Annotated in this window: 16 protein-coding genes; 4 read left to right on the forward strand and 12 right to left on the reverse strand. The window is 63.0% G+C overall.

Annotated features, from left to right (window positions below; all coding sequences use genetic code 11):
- The first annotated feature begins 27 nt into the window (after positions 1-27).
- Complete coding sequence (gene gmd, locus P3T43_RS08380; protein WP_429280577.1) at positions 28-1,071, forward strand: GDP-mannose 4,6-dehydratase; 1,044 nt, start codon at positions 28-30, stop codon at positions 1,069-1,071.
- Positions 1,072-1,266: 195 nt separating this feature from the next.
- On the opposite strand, the gene P3T43_RS08385 is transcribed toward gmd, so the two are convergent.
- The 10 genes from P3T43_RS08385 to P3T43_RS08430 form a co-directional block, all read right to left on the reverse strand.
- Complete coding sequence (locus P3T43_RS08385; RefSeq protein ID WP_429280578.1) at positions 1,267-2,433, reverse strand: glycosyltransferase family 4 protein; 1,167 nt, start codon at positions 2,431-2,433, stop codon at positions 1,267-1,269.
- A gap of 50 nt (positions 2,434-2,483) precedes the next feature.
- A complete protein-coding gene (locus P3T43_RS08390; RefSeq protein ID WP_429280579.1) occupies positions 2,484-3,761 on the reverse strand; it encodes a glycosyltransferase family 4 protein in 1,278 nt (425 codons plus the stop codon).
- Positions 3,762-5,222, reverse strand: coding sequence for a glucose-6-phosphate isomerase (locus tag P3T43_RS08395; RefSeq protein ID WP_429280580.1), 1,461 nt, complete (start codon positions 5,220-5,222; stop codon positions 3,762-3,764).
- A 3-nt stretch (positions 5,223-5,225) separates the two neighbouring features.
- Entirely contained in the window at positions 5,226-6,374 is a 1,149-nt protein-coding gene (locus P3T43_RS08400; protein ID WP_429280581.1) for a glycosyltransferase family 4 protein, read from the reverse strand.
- Between the two features lie 98 nt (positions 6,375-6,472).
- On the reverse strand, positions 6,473-7,399 hold the full coding sequence (locus P3T43_RS08405; protein ID WP_429280582.1) for a glycosyltransferase family 2 protein: 927 nt from the start codon (positions 7,397-7,399) through the stop codon (positions 6,473-6,475).
- A 26-nt stretch (positions 7,400-7,425) separates the two neighbouring features.
- Positions 7,426-9,624: a polysaccharide biosynthesis tyrosine autokinase gene (locus P3T43_RS08410; protein ID WP_429280775.1), complete on the reverse strand. Its 2,199-nt coding sequence runs from the start codon at positions 9,622-9,624 to the stop codon at positions 7,426-7,428.
- A 106-nt stretch (positions 9,625-9,730) separates the two neighbouring features.
- Positions 9,731-10,903, reverse strand: a complete 1,173-nt coding sequence (locus P3T43_RS08415) for a polysaccharide biosynthesis/export family protein (RefSeq protein WP_429280583.1) — start codon at positions 10,901-10,903, stop codon at positions 9,731-9,733.
- A complete protein-coding gene (locus P3T43_RS08420) occupies positions 10,897-11,358 on the reverse strand; it encodes a low molecular weight phosphotyrosine protein phosphatase (RefSeq protein ID WP_429280584.1) in 462 nt (153 codons plus the stop codon). Before P3T43_RS08420 ends, P3T43_RS08415 begins: the two co-directional genes overlap by 7 nt.
- A 22-nt stretch (positions 11,359-11,380) precedes the next feature.
- On the reverse strand, positions 11,381-12,817 hold the full coding sequence (locus tag P3T43_RS08425) for a UDP-glucose dehydrogenase family protein (protein WP_429280585.1): 1,437 nt from the start codon (positions 12,815-12,817) through the stop codon (positions 11,381-11,383).
- A 97-nt stretch (positions 12,818-12,914) separates the two neighbouring features.
- Positions 12,915-14,312, reverse strand: coding sequence for an undecaprenyl-phosphate glucose phosphotransferase (locus P3T43_RS08430; RefSeq protein WP_429280586.1), 1,398 nt, complete (start codon positions 14,310-14,312; stop codon positions 12,915-12,917).
- A 637-nt stretch (positions 14,313-14,949) separates the two neighbouring features.
- Here P3T43_RS08430 and P3T43_RS08435 point away from each other — a divergent pair.
- Positions 14,950-16,470 carry a mannose-1-phosphate guanylyltransferase/mannose-6-phosphate isomerase gene (locus P3T43_RS08435; RefSeq protein ID WP_429280587.1) on the forward strand — a complete coding sequence of 507 codons (1,521 nt, stop codon included), beginning with the start codon at positions 14,950-14,952 and terminating at the stop codon, positions 16,468-16,470.
- Between the two features lie 77 nt (positions 16,471-16,547).
- On the opposite strand, the gene P3T43_RS08440 is transcribed toward P3T43_RS08435, so the two are convergent.
- Entirely contained in the window at positions 16,548-17,699 is a 1,152-nt protein-coding gene (locus P3T43_RS08440; protein ID WP_429280588.1) for a DUF6566 family protein, read from the reverse strand.
- A gap of 540 nt (positions 17,700-18,239) precedes the next feature.
- On the reverse strand, positions 18,240-18,551 hold the full coding sequence (locus tag P3T43_RS08445; RefSeq protein ID WP_429280589.1) for a YciI-like protein: 312 nt from the start codon (positions 18,549-18,551) through the stop codon (positions 18,240-18,242).
- 446 nt (positions 18,552-18,997) lie between these two features.
- Between P3T43_RS08445 and P3T43_RS08450 the strand changes: the two genes are divergently transcribed.
- Positions 18,998-19,285 (forward strand): PsiF family protein, encoded by a 288-nt coding sequence (locus P3T43_RS08450; RefSeq protein WP_429280590.1) that lies wholly within the window; start codon positions 18,998-19,000, stop codon positions 19,283-19,285.
- 222 nt (positions 19,286-19,507) lie between these two features.
- Positions 19,508-19,954 carry a hypothetical protein gene (locus tag P3T43_RS08455; protein WP_429280591.1) on the forward strand — a complete coding sequence of 149 codons (447 nt, stop codon included), beginning with the start codon at positions 19,508-19,510 and terminating at the stop codon, positions 19,952-19,954.
- Positions 19,955-20,185: the final 231 nt, after the last annotated feature.

The following is a 20,185-nucleotide window of genomic DNA, read 5'->3' on the forward strand; positions in this document are numbered from 1 at the left end:
TTTCCTTACCGCTACCCAAGGCAACCCATGAGCAACCCACGCAAAGCGATCATCACCGGCGTGTCCGGCCAGGACGGCGCGTATCTGGCGAAACTGCTGCTCGACAAGGGCTATCAGGTGACCGGCACGTATCGGCGCACCAGTTCCGTCAATTTCTGGCGTATGAACGAACTCGGGATTTCCGGACACCCGAATCTGCGGCTGGTGGAACACGATCTGACTGATTTTGGCTCGACGCTGCGCCTGCTCGAAGGTTCGCAGGCCGACGAGCTGTACAACCTCGCGGCGCAAAGTTTCGTCGGCGTGTCGTTCGATCAGCCGGTGACGACGGCCGAAGTCACCGGTATCGGCGCATTGAATCTGCTTGAGGGGATTCGCATTCTGAGCCCGAAGACGCGCTATTACCAGGCCTCGACTTCGGAAATGTTCGGCAAGGTGCAGGCGGTGCCGCAGCGCGAAGACACGGCGTTTTATCCGCGCAGCCCTTATGGGGTTGCCAAGCTGTTCGCGCACTGGACCACCATCAACTATCGCGAGTCGTATGGCATTTTTGCCAGCAGCGGGATTCTGTTCAATCACGAATCGCCGCTGCGTGGGCGTGAATTCGTCACCCGCAAGATCACCGATACGGTCGCCAAGATCAAGCTCGGCAAGCAGGATGCGCTCGAACTCGGCAATCTCGATGCGAAGCGCGACTGGGGCTTTGCGCTCGAATACGTGGAAGGCATGTGGCGCATGCTGCAGGTCGATGAGCCCGATACGTTCGTGCTCGCTACGAATCGTACGGAAACCGTGCGCGATTTCGTGCGCATGGCGTTTGCTGCGGCAGGGTATCAGCTTGAATGGTCCGGCAAGGAGCAGCGTGAAACGGGTATTGATGTCGCTACCGGTAAAACGCTCGTGCGGGTGAATCCGAAGTTTTATCGCCCCGCCGAGGTGGATCTGCTGATTGGCTGCGCCGACAAGGCCAAGGCAAAGCTTGGCTGGGAGCCGCAAACCAGCCTTGAGCAGTTGTGCAAAATGATGGTGGCGGCGGATCTCACGCGCAATCAGGAGCATGAGACGTTTTGAGGTTGACGCTGTATCCCGCGGTGCCTGGATAGTGGCTTTTTGCCCGGGCATTGCGGGCCTGCGCCTGACCGGTCGCTGAAGTACCCATCGAGATCGAGATGCACGCTACCTGAAGGCAACGCGCATTCGAGCCTGCCGGCAGCCGCGCTTCCCGTGTTGAAAACCGGGAAGACGGCGGCCGTTTCGTCTACACCCTCAATGAACCTCCTCTGCCGCGATCGCTTCGCTATACACGGCCGCTACCCGTTTCGCGATCACCGAGTTATCGAAGTTGGCTCGTGCATAAGCCCGGCAAGCGTCGGCATCCGGCAGTTTCAACGAACCGTCCAGCGCGGCCCGTAAGCCCTCCGCAATCGCCGCGGAACCGGTCGCGGGCAACACCAGATCCGGCGAAAGCCCGGCCACCGCTTCGGGCAAACCACCCACCGGCGTCACCAGCACGGGCGTGCCCGAAGCCAGCGATTCAACCGTAATCAGGCCGAATCCTTCCAGTGCGACCGTTGGCACGACACTGATCGTCGCGGCACGGTACAGCGCCGCGAGATGCTGGTCGGGTACGAAGCCGAGCAGTTTCACGTTGTCGTCGAGCCCGGCCTCGTTGATGCGCGTCTGCAGTTCCTCCTGCAGCCGCCCTTTGCCGGCAATCAGCAGCAATACGTCAGGCACACGCTGCTTGAGGAGCTTCACCGCGTCGATCAGATCTTCCAGCCCCATGCGCCGCACGAGACGCCGTACCGCCAGCACGATCGGCCGGCCTTGCGGCAATTGCAGCTTCTGACGCGCTTCGGCTGGCGTGATCGGCAAGTTGAACTGATCGACGTTCACGCAACCCGGTACGACGCGAACCCGCTCCGGCGAGATGCCATAGCGCGAGGTGAGAATCTTGCCGAACGCATCCGACAGCACGATCAGCCGCGAAGAGCGCGCGTACACCGACTGTTCCAGATAACGCTTCGCGCGCTGGCCGAACGAATCGGCGCCTTCCACGTGGCTTTCGTCCGCCCAGGGACCCTGAAAATGGGACACCTGCGGAATCCCGCGCGTCACATCGAGCCCCGGAAACGTATAGAGCGCGAAATGCGAGGAAATCACGTCGGGCCGCTGCCGCGCGACCTCGCGGCGCAGCGCGCGACGCGCCGCCATCAGGCGCAGCGGCAGCGATTGCGCCGCCGGGCCGAAACCCTGGATCGCACCGCCTGTGTCCTCCGCCACGCGCGGCGAACCCGCGACCACGCCACGCACCGCCACGCCTGCGCCGGGCAGCGCGCCCACCAGCGAGTAGTACATACGATCAAGCCCGCCGGCCCGCTCCGGGAACCAGTGCATGCCAATTTGCAACGATTTGATTGAGTCCGCGTTCATGACCGTGTCCCTTGTATGGCGTGAAAGTTCATGTAAGGCCGTGGGTGCGTTCATTCGGCCTCCTTGTATCCAGTGCGCGTATATCCGGCACCGATCAGTTCGATATGCCTTGTTTCGATTCCCTGATGGCCCGCCAGCCCGCTCGCCGCGAGCGGTTCCGCATTGGCCGTCGCACCGGCGCGCTGCCGGCCCTCCTGCTGTCCCGCCAGTTGCCGGTACAGTGCGATGTACTGCGCCGCCATGCGTGCCCAGCCAAAGCCGGTGGCAAGCTCGTTGGCCGCCACGCCCATGGCGCGGCGCGCCTCGTCGGATTCGGCCAGGCGTGCAATCGCGCCGGCGAGCGCCTTGGGGTCGTCCGGATCCTCAAGCACGATCCCGCATTCGGGCGTGATGATCTCCGCGCCGCCCGCCGTGCGTGCCGTGACGACCGGCAAGCCTGCTGCCATCGCTTCGAGCAACGACAGGCTCATCGCCTCGTAGCGCGACGGAAACACAAACGCATCGACGGAGTGCATCAGCACCGGCATCTCCTTCACCAGGCCGAGAAAATGCACCCGGTCAGCAATGCCCAGTGCGCGCGCCTGCTCCGGATACGGACTGCCAGGCAAATACCCTGCTACGGCGATATGCACATGCTCTGGCAAATGACGCAACGCTTCCAGCACCGTGCCGAGGTTCTTGCGCGGCGTGCGCAGATCGCCCACGAAGAGCAGCAGGAAAGCGTCATCCGGCAGCTTGAATTTCGCGCGATCGCCGTGTGCCGCTGCAAAACCCTGAGTGTCGACGCCGTTATAGATGACGTCGACACGGTTGCGCGGCGTGAGGCCGATCGCGCGGATCTCATCGGCCACTTTCTGCGAGACCGCCGTGATGACGCGCGAGCGGCGATACGCCCAGCGTTCGAGCGAGGCATTCGCGCGCGTATAGACAAACTGATACGCCGACCACAGCCCCTTGGTCAGCCCGAACGGATAGTACTTGCTGCCGAACCACCCGCTATGCACGAAGTGCGCGGTGTTCACGTCGGCGCGCATCCACGTGATGAAGCCGTTCACGTGCAGCACGTCGAACTCGCTGCGGTGCCTGCGCAGCCAGAGCGCGCTTTTGAGCGCGAACACCTGCTGGCGCAGCAGATTGGTCGGCCACCAGCGGCCGATTTTCATCGGCACCCAGCGAACCGACGGATGCGCGAGCAGGTCCGGCGCCACGTGTGAGGCGACGAGCGTCACGGCAATATTCGCGTCAAGGGCCGCACGCGCGATCTCATGGTTGACGCGCCCCTGGCCGTCGTTATGGCGCACCACGTGCGTGACTATGGCGACTCTCAATCAGGTGCCTCCGTGCAGAATGAACTCCCGGCGACGCTGCTGCTTTTGCCAGTGCGCCGCGGAGAGGATCGAAAAAAGACTCATGAAAAGCAGCAATCCGCCTGTACCGACGAGCGAATTGGTGAACACCAGCATCGCGAAGATCGCGAGACCCAGGCTCAACGAAGCGGAGACGAATTTGTCGTCGCGCATCTTGAACGAAGTCAGCACCGCCCGCACCAGCAGCCACAGGATGCCGGACAGGTACAGCAACGTGCCGGGCCAGCCGAGCACGAACGGGATGTTCATCACGCCACTGTCGAAATTGCCGTACTGGCCGAGCTGCCCGCCGTCGTTAGACAGCTTGGTGGACGTGCCGGTCGCGCCCATGCCTTCGCCGGAAACGTCGGTAAACGCGGTCTTCGCGAAGGTCGCGTAGAACTCGTTACGCGCGGCATAACTCTGATCGTCCTTGAGATTGACGATACTGTTCAGACGCGTCTGCATCCGGTCGGCCACCGGGCCCACCGCCAGTAGCGGCACGCACAGGCCGGCCAGCAGAATTCCGCTGCCGACAATGCGCAGCCGCACGCGGTTGTTCGACTTGACCAGCTGGATCAGCAACGCGATGACCCAGCCGCCCCACGTCGAACGGACGAGGCTCAGGCCGAATGCAAAGAAGCCCAGCGTGGCGGCGATCCAGCGCACGCGGTGATTCGCGGCCATGACGTAGACCATCGCGCCCATCATCGCAAACGCAAACGGGCCGGACGAGTTCATCGTGCTGAACACGCGCACGCCCATCGGCACCGGGTCGCCCTGCGAGTTCATCTGCGAACCAAGCATCCACAGCGCATCCCACGGCGGCATGATGGCGAACTGCACGAGACCGTAGCCGCCCATCACCAGCATGCCCCAGATAAAGGTGTTGATGATGGTGTCGCGATACGCGGGATAGTCCCGCGTATTCGCCATGATGTGAAAGCCGATCAGGATCGGGTAGAGCCAGTTGGCAAGGTCGTAAGTGGCCGCGAGCGGCCCGCTCGACACGACACCGACCATGAACGCGTACGCGAGTCCCGCCAGAATCAGCAGCACCGGCAAGCCGCGCCGCTGCGCGAGCACCGGGTAATGACGCAGCAGCGATAGCCCGCTGATCATCGTGACGGCCAGCGGCGCGACCTGGATCAGGCTGGTCGGCGTGAATGCGCCCTTCGACCAGTCGGCAAGGCGTCGCACTTCAGGGCTCAGAAACCATAGCCACCACATGAAGCCCACGTAGCGCGCCGGGCTTTTGAAATACAGCCAGAGACCCGTCAGCGTGGCGAGCACCGGAAACGCCAGCGTGAGCACCGTCCCCTGATGCGCGCCGATCAGCAGCACGGTGACACACCACAGCATGGCGGGCGGCCCCCATTCCATCGGATCGCTTTTGAGGCGGCGGACGGCGCCGCTCGCAGCGCTACGCGCGATCGTTGACATCGGTTAGCGACCTCCGCGAGACGGACGCTGCACCGTGACCGGTGTGCGCCGCTCGTCGGCCGTACGGCCACTCGGCGCGGCGCGCCGGCGCAGCAGTTCCTCAGTAATGCGAACATGCTGCATGGCGAATTGACGCGTGGTCAGATCGCGCGATAGCAGCTGTTCCGCGGCGGCACGCGCCTGGCGCAAGCCTTCGGCCGGCGACGCGGCCAGCCGGTCGACCGCCTCGCGCATGGCGGCGGGGTCGAACGGCGGCACATAAGCCGCCGCGCGGTACGGGAAATAGTCGTTGAGCGTGCCCACATTGGTGACCACCATCGGCTTGCCGAGCGCCGCGGCCTCCAGCATCACGGTGATACCTGAGGCGTGCGAATTCGGCCGCAGCGGGACCAGCACGACATCGGCCCAGTCGTACAGTTCGCGGGCCTTTTTCAGCCCGGCAGCAGGGGCAATCTCCACGTTCGAGGCGCGCAGCGTGGCGGGAATCCGGCGCCGCGTCGCAAGCCTGACCGTATAGCGGGAATCGTTGCCGAACGCCTTGATCAGCGTCTCCCAGTCGCGGTCGCGGTCGTTGCCGATCGCGGCGATCCGCACCGGCGTATGCGGCTGCCATTCATCAGGCATCCTGACCGGAAAATCGAGGGTGTTCAGGCCATAGAACACGTGCGTCGCCTTGCGCCCCAGGTAGCGCTCGCACAACCCGGCGTTCTCGCTAGCCAGCGTGGTCAGCACGTCGGCCCGCGCGATCAGCTTGCGATACAGCCAGCGCCGCAGCATCCCGTAAGTGGGCCATTTGTCGAGCAGCCACACGCTTTGCGCAAGCAACAACGGCGGTGCCGCACGGCGGCCGCTCAGCAGCAGCACCAGTGCGACCGACAGGTACTCGTGCTCGGTATGCGTCCAGATGACGTCCGAGCGCAGGATCTCGTCGCGATTGCGCAACGTATGGATCAGATCGAAGCCGAGCACCGTCTTCAGCGCCCGGCGCAGCAGCCGCACCGGCGCGTTTTCGCGCGCATCCTGTGAATAGGTCAATGCGAATGCTTCGGACTCCGCATGGTGATAGCCGTACAGGCAGCCGATGTTGTCGCCCTGGCGATAGAAGCGTGGATCGGCGCCGTAAAACAGATGAACGTGGACTTTCGTACTCATTCAGGCGCTCCGGTCTGCGGGGTGAATCAGTTTGCGAGGACAGGGCCGCGCCGGCCCCGGTGCGAGCTCGCGCAGTGTGGTCATGGGGCGAACACGCATTACGAGGCCGCTGCGCGGCGCGCTTCGTGAGCGCCCGTGCGTACCGCGCGCCAGCGCGACACACGCGTGCGGCCCTGCTTCGAAGCGAGCGCGAGCACCACATGCGCAAAGCCCGGATAGACCCGTGTGCCGACCAGCGCGTACCACCACCACGCGGCCTCGCGGCGCAGCGGCGGCAGATGGTCCTGCAGGATCAGATGCAGGTTGTAGGCGGCGTTGCGCACCGCCATCAGCGTTTGCGCATCGCGGCGATCGTCGTCGAAGCGTTCAGCCGGGTAGTGGTCGACCGCCACCCGCGGGTCGTAGACGAGCTTCCAGCCCGCGTTCTTGACGCTCATGCTGAAGGCCATGTCGTTATGGACCTGGGCGCCCGCGCCGCGCAAACGCGCGTCGAAGCGGATCTTGCGGACCGCCTCGCGCCGGTAGCTCATGTTGGCGCCCTTGAGCAGATCGACCTCGCGCGCCCCGCCCACCCCCAGGTGGTGATTGCCGATGATCTTCCCGGATGGCCGCACTTTGCCCACCAGCGGCCGTTCGCCGTCCAGCACACGTCCCTTCTCGTGCACCCAGTCGCGTCCACCCAGCGCGCCCAGACGCGCATCGTTCGCGAACGCGGCGGCGATCCGCTCGACCCAGTCGGGGCGCGGCGCGGCATCGTCGTCGGTGATCGCGATCACGTCGCCGTTGGCGGCGTCGAGGCCGCGATTGAGTGCGGCAACCTGCCCCGGTATCTCGACCAGCGCCACCGAGAGCGGCAACGCGCCGATCACTGCCGGATCGCGCAGGCACACATGGGTCGCGGTGTCGTCGGGACGCGCCACGACGATCACTTCGTCGGGCGCACGCAACTGCCGTTGCAACGCGGCGAGGCAGCGCGCCAGATCGCCGGGGCGGCGAAAGGTGGGAACCAGTACCGTTACTTTCATCGCTTCATGCTCCTTATCGGGATTCCTCACGCACTCAGGTATTCCTGCACTGCGGCGTAGCTGCGGTCGTAGCCGCCGCGGGCGCGCTGCGGCATGGCGTTGAAGATGCCGCCCTGCACATGCACGCCGGCCGCTTTCAGGCGCTTCAACGAATCGGCGATTTCACCTTCGTTATGCATGCCTGAACGGATCACGAAGAAGGTCGAGCCGGCGTAACCGCCGATAATCGACGCATCGGTCACGGCCAGCACCGGTGGCGTATCGATCAGGACTACGTCGTAGCGCTTGGCCAGACCTTCGAGATACTGCGGCAGGCGCGGCGACATCAGCAGTTCCGACGGATTCGGCGGACGCTGGCCACAGGAGATAAAGCTCAGACCGTCCACGCTGGTGGGGCGAATGGCCTCTTCCAGCGAGATCTGCCCGCTCAGCAGTTCGGACAAACCGTTGTTCTGCGCGCCGCCGACGTAACGTTCGAGCGCGCCACGCCGCATATCGCCGTCGATCATCAGCACGCGCTTGCCGGAATGCGCGAGCAGCACCGCCAGATTGACGGTGAGGAAGCTCTTGCCCACGCCAGGCATCGGGCCCGTGAGGACGACCACGCGGTTGCGCGCGTCCAGCATCGTGAACTGCATGGACGTGCGCAGACTGCGCAGACTTTCGATGCAGACGTCCTTCGGCTTTGCGTCGGCCAGCACTGAACGCAGACGATTGCCGCCGCGCTCGAACGAGTTTTCGAGCACGGCCTGTTCGGCGGAGAGCGGCACGAGCCCATAGATCGGCAGGTGGAACATGCGTTCGACGCGTTCTGGATCGTCGATGCCCTTCAACATATTACGGCGCAGGAACACGAAACCGGCACCGGCAATCAGACCGAGAATCACCGCAGCCGACACGATCAGCAGCTTCTTCGGCTTGACCGGCGTGCCCGGACGCAGCGCCTCGTCGACCATATGCACGTTGCCGCCGGTGCCGACCCGCTGCACCGAGAGCTCCTGCACGCGATTGAGCAGCAGCACGTAGATGTCTTCGGCCACCTTGGCATCGCGCTGCAACTGCACGGCCTTGACTTCGGTGGCCGGCAGATCGCGGAAACGGTCGCTGTACTTGTCGCGTTGTGCTTCGAGTTCGGCCATCTGCTCGCGCGAGGCCTTGATGAGCGGATGCTCGTCGCCATAGCGCTCCTGGAGCGAAGCGATCTGCAGGCGCAGACCGGAAATCTGCTGCTCGTACTGCACGCTGCCTTCCAGATAGACCTTCGCTTCGTCGCTGGCGTTGATCGAGCCGGACTGGCGTTGATACGCGGTGAGCGCGGCTTCCGCCCGTTCGAGGTCGCCCTTCAGACGCGGTTCCTCGCTCTTGAGGAATTCGAGCATCTTGTTCGCATCGCTCTGCTTGGTGGCGATGTGCTGGCGCAGATACGACTCGGCCAGTGCGTTGGCGACCAGCGCGGCATGCGCCGGGTCCTTGTCCTCGAGCGAGATTTCGATCACGCCGGTTTGCTTGCCCTGCTCCTCCACCTTGACCGCCGATTGAAACGCGGTGATCGCGTCGAGGTCGTTCGCGCGCATCACCGTGAATTGCGTGCCGGCACGCGCCACCAGCTTGTTGACCCGCATCGTGACGCCGCCGCCCTGTTCGGTTTGACCCGTGACGCCGCGCAACAGCAGCATGCCATCTGGCGCCCGCAGTTCGTACTGCGTATCGGACAGCGCCGTCAGCACCATCTTTTTGCCTTCGAGCGCTGGAACGACCTCGACGCTGTCGACATCGGCAAGTTCCCCCCCCCACGCATAGCTCGTGAGACCGAGCCACGGACGGGCTGGCGCACCAGGCGTAGCGAGCCGCGCGGCGAGGCTGCCGAGCAGCGGAATCGTCTTCGGTTCGACCGAGAAGTTCAGCTTGCACTGCTGCACCACCGGGCCGACGACGCCGCGGCTCTTGATGATCTCGATCTCGGCGTCGGTGGGCAGCGTCGTCTGCGGACTCGAAATCACCGCGCCCGTCTGTGTCTGCGTGAGGGCCTGCGAGGTGTTGTCCGACGTTTCCACCCGGACGTATGCATCGGCCGAATAGATCGGCTTCGCCACGAAGCAGTAGAGCGCGGCCATCGTGACGATCGTCACCGCAATGGCAATCAGCCACCAGATGTCGTCGAGAAGAACCTGCAGCAGTTGACCGAGGACGACGTCCTCTTCTTCGGTCCTGGCCGGCATGGCCATATGAGGATTTACTTGAGTGCTCACAATTCGATCCAGGTTGGGTCGCCCCGGATCCCTGGGCTGCGCATTGTTTCGCACAGCCCAGGATCCGAGGCAGGTCAAACGCCTAGTTGGCCAATTCCTTGATGTAGAACACCGACTGGATGGCCGGCAACACCTGCTGGATGACGCGGTTGAAGGTCGTGGAAAGCGCCGTGCCGACGTACACCACGTCCAGCGGTTGCAACTGGAACTGCGACGACAGCATGATGGCGTTCGGCTGGGTCATATCGAGGCGATAGACTTCCGGCGTGGTCGGGTGATCCTTCATGCCGCGCAGCACGTAAATCTGGCGCGGATTCGCGTCGGTATCGAGAATCCCGGTGGCCTGGGTCAGCGCGTCGGCAATCGTCAGGCGTCCTCTCAACATCGAGACGGTCTGCGGATTCTTCACCTCACCCATCACGAACACGCGGCTATCTTCACGATCCGGCACGTTGATGATGTCGCCGGCCTGCAGCATCACGTCCTGGCGCGTATCGCCCTTATCGAGCAGGCTGTTGGCGTCGAGCACATAGAGCTGCTTGTTGCGGGTCAGGCGCACGCGCTGGATATCCGCTATCGACGTGCTGCCGCCCGAACGCGTGATCGCGTCGAGCAGCGTGAGCGGGACGTCGCTAAGCGCGAGCGGCCCGGGCGATTTGACTTCGCCCGTCACCTGCACCTTCTGGCTGCGGAACGACAACACCCGCACATCCACCTGAGGATTGCGGATGTAAGGCACCAGACGCGCCGCCAGTTCGCTGCGGATGTCGCCCACTGTCTTGCCGCCCGCCTGCATGCGGCCCACGAACGGGAAGAAGATCGTGCCGTCGGGCGCGACCGTCTGCCCATAGGGGTCGGCCTGGCCCGGCAAGGCCGTGGTATACGGCTGTTGCACGGCGCCCGCGAGCGTCTGCGTGGTGTTGTCGCCGGTCGACAGCGTGCTGCCGTTCGGTGTCGTCAGTTCGGGGTGATCCCAGACGGTAATCCCGAGTATGTCCTGCGGCGCCACGTGGTAGACGTACTGCGACGGATCGCTGTACTTGCCGGGCGGCAGGATCGTCTGATGCTCAGCCGCCTGCTGAGCCTCGCTCATGACGAGATCCGAGTCGATCAGGTGAACTGGATAAGTCTCGGCCGGCTTGCTCGACGAATCCTCCTTGAGGCTGGAGGTGTCGAGATAGTTGCCAGGCGCGGTCACGCAGGCCGACAGAAAGGACGTCAGCAAAAGTGCAACAGTGAGATTTCGTTTCAGCATATTTTTTTCAGCCATCCCATGACCAGGTGTTCGATAAGCACGAGGCTCTCGCGATACTCGGTTTCCGCGCCGCCATGCGGATCGGCTACGTCGGAGTCCTCCCACTGTCCCAGCGGATAGACCTTGCCGCGCGAAGCCGGATCGAGCGCCTCGACGTCCTTCACCTGGCGGCGTTCGGTCACCAGCACCAGTTCCGCGTCACGCACGATCTGGCGATTCAGACGGCGCGCATGATGCGCGCCTGAGACCACCCCGCGCTCGGCAAGCAGGCGGCGCATGATCGGGTCCATGGCGTAGCCGTCGACGGCGCGAATGCCCGCCGAATGAAACCTGATCGCGCGCCGCGCACACCCGTCGGTGCCGTCGGCCGCGCGCTGGCGCGCCTTGAAGAGCATCTCGGCGGCCGGCGACCGGCAAACGTTGGCGTGGCAGACAATCAGTACGTTGGCGAACATAGGCGGACTCCCTCGCTTGAATTCAGCGTGCCGCAGCCGTCGCGCTGACGGCGTGGCTAGCCGCGTGCGACCCGGCACGGGCCGAGGCTTCGCGCTGCGCATGCTGGCGGCCAATCGCGTGATATTCGATGCCGAGTTCCTGCAGCGCCTCCGGCTCATACAGATTGCGGCCATCGAAAATCAGCGGCGTCTTCAGATGTTGTTTGAGGCTGCCGAAATCAGGACTCTTGAAGACTTTCCATTCCGTCAGGATCACCAGCGCATCGGCGCCGCGTGCCACGTCCATTTCTTCGCTCTCGAACGAGAGCCGTGCGAGCTGTTGCGGCACATGTTGCAGGTCGAGCGCGAAAACCCGCTTCGCCTCATCGACCGCCACCGGGTCGTAGGCCTTCACGCGCGCGCCGCGCTTGAGCAGTTCCGCAATCAGCGGACGGCTCGGGGCTTCGCGCATGTCGTCGGTGTTGGGCTTGAACGCAAGGCCCCACACACCGAAGGTCCGGCCCGACAGGTCTTCGCCCAGGCGCGCCACGATCTTGTGCGCGAGAATCTTCTTCTGCGTTTCGTTGACGGCTTCGACCGCTTCAAGAATGCGCAGGCCCGCGCGATGCTCGACCGCCGTATTGATCAGCGCCTGCACGTCCTTCGGGAAGCATGAACCGCCGTAGCCGCAACCCGCGTACAGGAAGTCGTAGCCGATGCGCGGGTCCGAGCCGATGCCGCGCCGCACCGCTTCAATGTCCGCGCCGACGCGGTCGGCCAGATTCGCCAGTTCGTTCATGAAGGAGATGCGCGTCGCGAGCATGGCGTTGGCGGCGTATTTGGTAAACTCGGCCGAGCGCACGTCCATATACAAGGTGCGTTCGCGGTTGCGATTGAACGGCGCGTAGACCCGCTTCATCAGTTCGCGCGCCTTCTCGCCGGGCATGTCCTCGTCGCAGCCAAGCACGATGCGATCGGGCCGCGTGAAGTCTTCGACGGCTGCGCCCTCTTTCAGGAACTCCGGATTCGACACCACCGAAAACATATGCTGCGCACCGCGCGCGGCCAGCTCTTCGGCAATGGCCTTGCGCACGCGTACCGCGGTGCCGACCGGCACGGTCGACTTGTCGACGATCACCTTGAAGCCGGTCATATGGCGGCCAATGTTGCGCGCGGCGGCCAGTACGTATTGCAGATCGGCCGAACCGTCTTCGTCCGACGGCGTGCCGACTGCGATGAACTGGATATCGCCGTGCGCCACCGCCTCGGCGACGTCCGTCGAAAACTTCAGGCGTCCTGCGCGACGGTTGCGCGCAATGATCTCCTGCAGACCCGGCTCATGAATCGGTACGCCGCCACTGTTGAGCACATCGATCTTGCGCTGATCGAGGTCGAGACAGAACACGTCGTTGCCGATGTCGGCAAGACAGGCGCCGGTCACGAGGCCCACATAACCGCTACCAATGATCGTCAGGTTCATGAATTACACCTCGGAGATTTGAATGGTTCTGAAACAGGGCGCCTGCATCGTCTTGCCTGCCGGCGCCCGCTTAAGGATTGCCTGGTGATTCCGTGGCTCAGTAAGCGTTGCTGCCGACAAAGCCCTTCCAGAACGTCAGTACAACGATCTTGATGTCGAGCCAGAACGTCCAGTTCTGCATGTAGTACAGGTCGAGCTTCACGCGCCCCATCATCTTTTCGATGCGGTCGGTCTCGCCCCGGTAGCCGTTGATCTGCGCCCAGCCGGTGATACCCGGCTTGATGCGGTAACGGTGCATATAGCCCTTCACCAGGTCCTTGTAGATGTCGTCGTGGGCGAGCGCGTGCGGACGCGGCCCGACTACCGACATCTCGCCACGCAGCACGTTGATGAACTGCGGCAGCTCATCGAGGCTGGTGCGGCGCAGGAACGCGCCTACAGCCGTGATGCGCGGGTCGCGCCGCGTTGCCTGGGTCACCTTGCCAGCGACTTCCGCATGCACTTTCATCGAGCGGAACTTGTAGATCTCGAACTGGTGACCGTCGATGCCCTTACGCTTCTGGCGAAAGAACACCGGCCCCGGCGAAGACAGCTTCACCATCACCGCGATGACGAGCATCAGCGGAGCCAGCGCGGTGAGCGCGCCGAAGGCGAACAGGCGGTCGAACACGCGCTTGGGCAGCACGCGCAGATCGGTGATCGGCGAAGCCGCGAGATTGATGGCCGGCACGCCGAGCAGATCCACCATGGGCTGGCTGAACAGCGTCAGGCTGCGCACGTCCGGAATGAAGCGAATGTTCACGAAGTCGTTGCGCAACTCCATCACGAAGCGATGGATGGTCTTCTCCTTCGAGATCGGCAGCGCGAGCCACAGTTCGCGAATTCCCCGGTCGCGCACCAGCCGGATCATGGCGTCGAACTCACGCTCCACCGGCACACCTTCCACCGCGTGGACCGCTTCGGCATCCTGATCAAGATCGCCTGGGCCGCTTTCGTCGTACACCACCAAAGGACTGAAGCCGGCTTCCGGATGGCTGCGCATCTGTTCGATCAGAAACTTGCCGTACGGCGCGCCGCCGACGATTGCCACTGTCTTGTGGTTGAAGCCCTCGCGGCGCAGGCCCTTGAGGACCGAGTACACCAGTGCCTTGGTCACGATCAGCAGGACGATGACCGCCGCGGCCCAGTACAGCAGCCACAGGCGCGACAGCAGGTCCGAGCGGTGCAGGCTGAAGCTGATCAGCACGCCGGTGGTTTCGACCATCGCCCATGCGCCCGAGACCCGCAATAGCAGGTCCATCAGCGGTTTGCCGCGCCACGACTGGTAGATCCCTAGTGCCGGGAAGAACACCACCACCAGCAGGCAGTCGAACGCCAGCGAGACGCTCTGCATGTCGTCCAGCCAGACCCCATGTCCGTTGTGCACGGCCGCTGCGATCAGCGCGCCCAGTGCGACCATGGCGATGTCGATGATTCTCGATAGAACGCTCAGCATGCGCTGCACCTCAGTTCGTCAGTCAAGGTCCATCCGTGAAGTAAGCGGGCGTGCGCACCGCGTGGAAAGGTATCGGCATCCGGTAGACGGCACTCGCTTCGTGTGCCTCGCGCAACTCACGCAATGGCAAAGGATTCAGCGCCTGTGCTTATCGGCCCAATTCGAAAAGCGTCAATCCGGATGAGTAGATACCCGTACAGGCCTAGATAAGGCGGCATTAAAATTCGCACTGCAAGATCGCAAAAAATCTCAAAATGTATCGGTCATATTTGCCTAGTTTTTTATGGATTTTTTCGGTAATTGTTGCTGCAATTGGACGCATTGGTTGCCGGTTCCGGCGGTGCGCTGGCGCGATTGCCAATCTTTTCAGCGGAACCTTATGCGGCGCGGGACCTCTGCTTGCCGCCCTCTTTTTGAGCATCCGCGGGTGCGTCAGGATCAGTCAAAAATCACACCAATTTTTCTGCGATTATTTTTTATATTTTGCAAATTCTTTGAAATAAAACTTAAATCATTGATGGATTTTTATTCCGCGACTCAATTAATTTTTCTGAATCGACGAATAACGATCTTTTATTGGTCATTTACGCCGTGATAAAACTCGACGCACTCACCCAGCCCCGAGGAGTAGATCACCATGACAGCAACGGTTACGGCGCCCGTCGCCGACATCCGGCCAGACACCGCAGCACCCCTGAAGGTCAAGCTGAAGGTTCATCCCGTCATCCTGGCGGGCGGCTCCGGCACCCGTCTTTGGCCAATGTCGCGCGAGCAGCATCCGAAGCAGCTGATCGGCCTGCTAGGCGCCGACTCGCTGCTGCAGTCCACCACCCGCCGTCTCGATGCGCTCGAAGCCGGACATCCGCTCGCCGACCAGCTGATCGTGGTGGCAAACGAAGAACATCGCTTCACGACCGCCGAGCAACTCCGCACCAGCGGCAAGGCGAGCCGCCTGATCCTCGAACCCACCGGGCGCGACACGGCGCCGGCATTGACGGTGGCGGCGTTGTCGATTGCCGCCGAGGACGATGACGGCATCATGGTGGTGATGCCTGCCGACCACGCGGTCACCGATGTCGAAGCGTTCCATGCGGCGGTCGCCGCAGGCGTGCAGCACGCGCACGAAGGCCATATCGTCACGATGGGCATCGTACCGACGCACGCGGAAACCGGTTACGGCTATATCCGTCTGGGCGCGCCGTTGGGCCGCGTCGGCGCGAGCGAGGCGCACCAGCTCGACCGCTTCGTCGAAAAGCCGCACCTCGAACTCGCGCAACGTTATGTCGAATCTCGGGAGTACTGGTGGAATAGCGGCATCTTCATCATGCGCGCTTCAACGTGGCTCGCCGCGATTGGCCATTTTCAGCCGGCGATTCTCGCAGCCTGCCAGGCGGCCTATGCCGGCGGCAAGGCAGACGGCGATTTCTTCCGGCTGCAACGCGACGCCTTCAGCGCCTCGCCCTCGAATTCGATCGACTACGCGGTGATGGAGCAACTCGGCAGCGCGCCGTCAGTCGCGTCCGGCGTGGTCGTGCCGTTGCGGGCGGGCTGGTCGGACGTGGGTTCGTGGGATGCGATCTGGCAGATCTCGGACAAGGACGGGGCCCACAATGTAGCCCGCGGCAACGTCATGTTCGAAGGCGCGGCCTCGACCTTCGCGCATTCCGAAGGACGCCTGATCGCTTGCGTCGGCACCCACGATCTCGTCATCGTGGAAACCGCCGATGCGATTCTGGTGGCCGACAAATCGCGCGTGCAGGACGTGAAGAAAATTGTCGGACGGCTTCGCGCCGCCGGTGACCCGCAGGCGGCGAATCATCGCAAGGTGCATCGTCCGTGGGGGCATTACGATTCGGTGGATAGCGGCGAGCGCTTCCAGGTCAAACGCATCGTCGTCAATCCTGGCGCACGTTTGTCGCTGCAAATGCATCATCACCGCGCCGAACACTGGATCGTCGTACGTGGCACAGCGCTCGTCACGCGTGGCGACGAGCGCCTGATCGTCTCGGAGAACGAGTCGGCCTATATCCCGCTGGGCACGACTCACCGTCTCGAGAATCCCGGCAAGATGCCGCTGGAAATGATCGAAGTGCAGTCCGGCTCGTATCTCGGGGAAGACGACATCGTGCGCTTCGACGATACGTACGGACGACAATAGACGGTGCGGCGAGTTGCTTGCTGGCGATGCGATTTCCTGCGGCGGTGGCATCTACCCGCCGCGGGTTGCCGCGTGATTCACCCTGCGTGGGAAATCTCTGGCGCCAGCGGGAATCGTTCAGCTGGGCCGTCTGTGGACGCTTCGCCGGGATAGCGGCGCAACGGTGCTCGCGACGCGCTGACCGGGCTGATCGGGCTGTGCAGCGGGCCGCTCATTGAGCCACTCATTGACCCACCCAGCGGCTTCGGCGCGTGCGCGCCTGGTTGCCCGCTCGCGTGTCCAACGGCGTGATCACCGACGTGCGCGCTTCCCGAGGCGTCGCCATGCGTGTCCGTGGCACCGGCACCTGGCGTATTCGGCAGGTGCCGTGCACCCGGCAAGGGCCGCGTGAAGCTACCGGGCGCGGGTCCGCTCGACGCAGCGCTCAACATACGGCATTGCCGGTCGATCCATTGACGCGCCCATTCGAGCGCGTACTCCTGCGCTGCGTCCGCATCCGCGAAACGCGGGCCGACGAGGCCCGAGCGTTCAACGCGCCGGCCATCCTGTTCGATCTCCGCCCATGCGCGATACATCGCGTTCGGCACACGTTCGGCCGCCACGTGGATCACATAGCCGCGCCGGTCGACGACCTGCATGCCGCTCGCCGCCGCACTCATGGGCAACGGGTTACGCGGAAGCTCGCGCAGCGGCGTGCCGCCGCGCGCATCCGCGCGACCGATAGACGGCTCGGCACGCACCGCTTCGTGGGGCAGCGTGCCGGCCAGCTGTCGGGTCATGTCGGCGAGCGGATCGAGCGAGCGCCAGCCTTGCGTGACACCCGCAGGCGTCTGCCATGACTCAGGACTCTTCCAGTTCACGCCGCGCAGCGGGTCTTCGCGCACGCTGACCACTTGCGCCTCCACGACAGGCTTCGCCGCCACCGGTTGCGGCGCTTGCGGCACATAGACGAACGTGCGCCCCGTCACAGCAAGCAGCCGGATCATCTCGGCAAGCGTGCCGTTCAATTGCCATTCTTCAAAACGGCGCCGGCAGGTCGGACCCGACGGATAGCGGCCCGGCAGTTTCGACCACGGTTCCCCAGTGGTCAGAATCCACAGGACAGCATTTGCCACAACACGTGGCTCGGCGCGCGGCCGGCCGCGTCGATTCAAACGGACCGCTGGCTCGTCGGAAACGAGCGCTGCCAGCAGCGCCCATTCGTCATTGCTTAGCTCATCGAAAAACATGCGGTTCTCCACACAGCCTGGCCGGGCTGTGGCTTTGGGCTACTCACGAATTCAGCGTGAACGATTCGTGTAGCGCCTTCGGTTGCACAAATATGTATTTACGTTCCCGCCCGATCGCGAATGCCGCACTACGACAGTGCGAAGCTTCCCCATCGCGAGGCATAAAACGTGGTCTCACTCGTGCATTGGAGAAATTGTGCAGGAAGCATACCACCACCAGGGTTTGCATGAATATGGCAATGACAGATGTTACTGATGGAAACAATCTTCTTCTATTTGTCACATTGGATTTCCAAAAGCCGCCACAGAAATCCTGGCAGTGGTAACAGCACTAGCCGCTATTGTGCATATCCAGATAGGGGAATTTCCATAGAATTTCGGCGTAAAGATCGCTTAAAGTTTTTATGGATTTTTTATAGCCGGACAAAGCCGGGCGCACGCGATGAATTGCCGGCCGCGTACGTCGCGTCGTGTGGCTGCGCATCGATGAACGCCCACTTTCATGCCCCCTGAACGGATCGCGAGCGAATCATGAGCGGCTCATGGCGTTGCGGCGCCCCGCACCGGATGCGACGCGTGCTCACCTGCCACCGTCATCCATGCTCGCACACGCCAACGCGCAACGAGCCCTTCACGCACGTAGGGATCTGCATTTGCAAACGCTTCGGCGGCAGCGGATGAGTCGCCCTCGAACAGCAACATCGCGGTATCGGTCGGCTCGACGAGCGCCCCGCCCAGCAGCAATTCGCCGCGTGCGGCCGCCGCCCACGCAAGCTTCAGATGCTCGTCGCGCCAGGCGGCGCGGCGCTCGAGATAGTCCTCGGTCAAGTCATAGATCAACAGATAGTGCATGGTCGCGCCTCACGAATTACAGGACAATAAAAATGGCATCGAGTCAATGCCGTCAATTGTTCGACATTACATTATTTACGGAATTTTCTGCCGGATTCTTATTGAAGGATGAGCGAATGACTGAGATACCAATGGGTGGGACATACCTGTCGCGTTGAAAGCAGAATTAAGCTTGCGAAATGTCCCGTTACACACTGGTATTCAATTCGGATTCCGTATCAGTTTAGCTCCGCTACTAAACAGACGCCGCTTGGGCGGCAGTCATCCTACGATTACCACGACTGCAGGCCAGGGAAAACCTGTCCCTGCGCCTGTCAACCGGCCTACAGTGTCATCCGTTTTACCTGACAGCTTTGCCATAATAACGACGGCGATGGGCAAACGGATGCCTGTGACGCCCGGTTGTACGACTATCAATAACAGTTTCACCACCGATGGAGTGTCCCATGAAGATGCAATCCGCTCTCGCTGCCCTCCTACTCGGCGCCGTGCTGGCGTCGCCCGCGTTCGCGCAGAACAGCCAGCAGTCGAAGATGACGGCCTGCAACAAGCAGGCCGGCGACAAGAAAGGCGACGACCGCAAGGCGTTCATGTCCTCGTGTCTGTCGGCGAAACCCGCTGCTGCGCCGATGTCCCAGCAGGACAAGATGAAGGCCTGCAACGCGCAAGCCACCGGCAAGAAAGGCGATGACCGCAAGGCCTTCATGTCGTCGTGCCTGAGCAACAAGAGCTAGGCGCGCCCCGCCCCTGAGCGCCGCGGCCGCGGTCGCGACGCTCGGAGACTCATCCTTTCGCGCGCCGCCAGTCAGGCCGCTTTCCCACCTTTCAAAGTCCGTTCGCCCGAATACAGCATTTTCTTCTATGATTGCTGCGGAGACGGCCCGTCTATAAAACACCACGCGCCATTGGGCCGCCATCTTGTCGTTGATGCCACAGAGCATTGAACGGAGGCAAGAATGGTATGGAGACACAAAAACCGCTGGTTTAGACGGTGGCTGGTCGTCATCGTCTTTTGGGCGGTTCCGGTCGCGATCGTCGCGGTACGCGAGATCCAGGAGGAGATGGCGTATAACGCCGTCGACCTCGATCGTGCGCTGACCAGCTGGGATCTCACCGATGCCCAGCGCGCCGCAGGCGCCGCCACCCGCTGCCGGGGCGAGCCCGACGAGGCGCGCGCAGCGGGCTGTCCGGCCGCTGTGCTGGCGGCCAACGCGCCGCGCCAGCAAGAGGCGCGCGACGAATATGCCCTGCGTCGCAGCACGCTCTTCGCCTATCTGTGGCACGCCTTCGTCGGTTATTGGGTCGTGCCGGCCGTTACGCTGTTTCTGATCGGCATGGTGATCGGCGGGATTCGCCGCGCGCTGCGCCGCCCACCGTCGGTCAAAAGCACCCCCAATCATTGAAAGCCGGCGCCAGCGGGTTCCGTGCGGATTGCCATCGCGCCTTGCGGCTTGCGTGCAACACATTCGCACAATTCTTTCATTTTTATTCCAGACCGTCTCCACGTATGGGAAATCGGTAAAAAGTAACGCGGCTGCGGCTGCATCGCGCCCACCGCATGGCGGTGCCGAGCGCGCGCCGCGGACGCAAGAGCCGTCGTGTCTTAAGCAAACGAAGGGCTTCGAAGGTTGCGT

This window comes from Paraburkholderia sp. GAS41 (assembly GCF_050436545.1).
Taxonomy (GTDB): domain Bacteria; phylum Pseudomonadota; class Gammaproteobacteria; order Burkholderiales; family Burkholderiaceae; genus Paraburkholderia.

What these genes read in the sequence shown, in the direction of transcription:
- gmd (WP_429280577.1), top strand. Translation starts at nt 28, where the DNA reads ATGAGCAACCCACGCAAAGCGATCATCACCGGCGTGTCCGGCCAGGAC.
- P3T43_RS08385 (WP_429280578.1), bottom strand. Translation starts at nt 2,433, where the DNA reads ATGAACGCGGACTCAATCAAATCGTTGCAAATTGGCATGCACTGGTTC.
- P3T43_RS08395 (WP_429280580.1), bottom strand. Translation starts at nt 5,222, where the DNA reads ATGTCAACGATCGCGCGTAGCGCTGCGAGCGGCGCCGTCCGCCGCCTC.
- P3T43_RS08400 (WP_429280581.1), bottom strand. Translation starts at nt 6,374, where the DNA reads ATGAGTACGAAAGTCCACGTTCATCTGTTTTACGGCGCCGATCCACGC.
- P3T43_RS08405 (WP_429280582.1), bottom strand. Translation starts at nt 7,399, where the DNA reads ATGAAAGTAACGGTACTGGTTCCCACCTTTCGCCGCCCCGGCGATCTG.
- P3T43_RS08410 (WP_429280775.1), bottom strand. Translation starts at nt 9,624, where the DNA reads ATGGCCATGCCGGCCAGGACCGAAGAAGAGGACGTCGTCCTCGGTCAA.
- P3T43_RS08415 (WP_429280583.1), bottom strand. Translation starts at nt 10,903, where the DNA reads ATGCTGAAACGAAATCTCACTGTTGCACTTTTGCTGACGTCCTTTCTG.
- P3T43_RS08420 (WP_429280584.1), bottom strand. Translation starts at nt 11,358, where the DNA reads ATGTTCGCCAACGTACTGATTGTCTGCCACGCCAACGTTTGCCGGTCG.
- P3T43_RS08425 (WP_429280585.1), bottom strand. Translation starts at nt 12,817, where the DNA reads ATGAACCTGACGATCATTGGTAGCGGTTATGTGGGCCTCGTGACCGGC.
- P3T43_RS08430 (WP_429280586.1), bottom strand. Translation starts at nt 14,312, where the DNA reads ATGCTGAGCGTTCTATCGAGAATCATCGACATCGCCATGGTCGCACTG.
- P3T43_RS08435 (WP_429280587.1), top strand. Translation starts at nt 14,950, where the DNA reads ATGACAGCAACGGTTACGGCGCCCGTCGCCGACATCCGGCCAGACACC.
- P3T43_RS08440 (WP_429280588.1), bottom strand. Translation starts at nt 17,699, where the DNA reads ATGTTTTTCGATGAGCTAAGCAATGACGAATGGGCGCTGCTGGCAGCG.
- P3T43_RS08445 (WP_429280589.1), bottom strand. Translation starts at nt 18,551, where the DNA reads ATGCACTATCTGTTGATCTATGACTTGACCGAGGACTATCTCGAGCGC.
- P3T43_RS08450 (WP_429280590.1), top strand. Translation starts at nt 18,998, where the DNA reads ATGAAGATGCAATCCGCTCTCGCTGCCCTCCTACTCGGCGCCGTGCTG.
- P3T43_RS08455 (WP_429280591.1), top strand. Translation starts at nt 19,508, where the DNA reads ATGGTATGGAGACACAAAAACCGCTGGTTTAGACGGTGGCTGGTCGTC.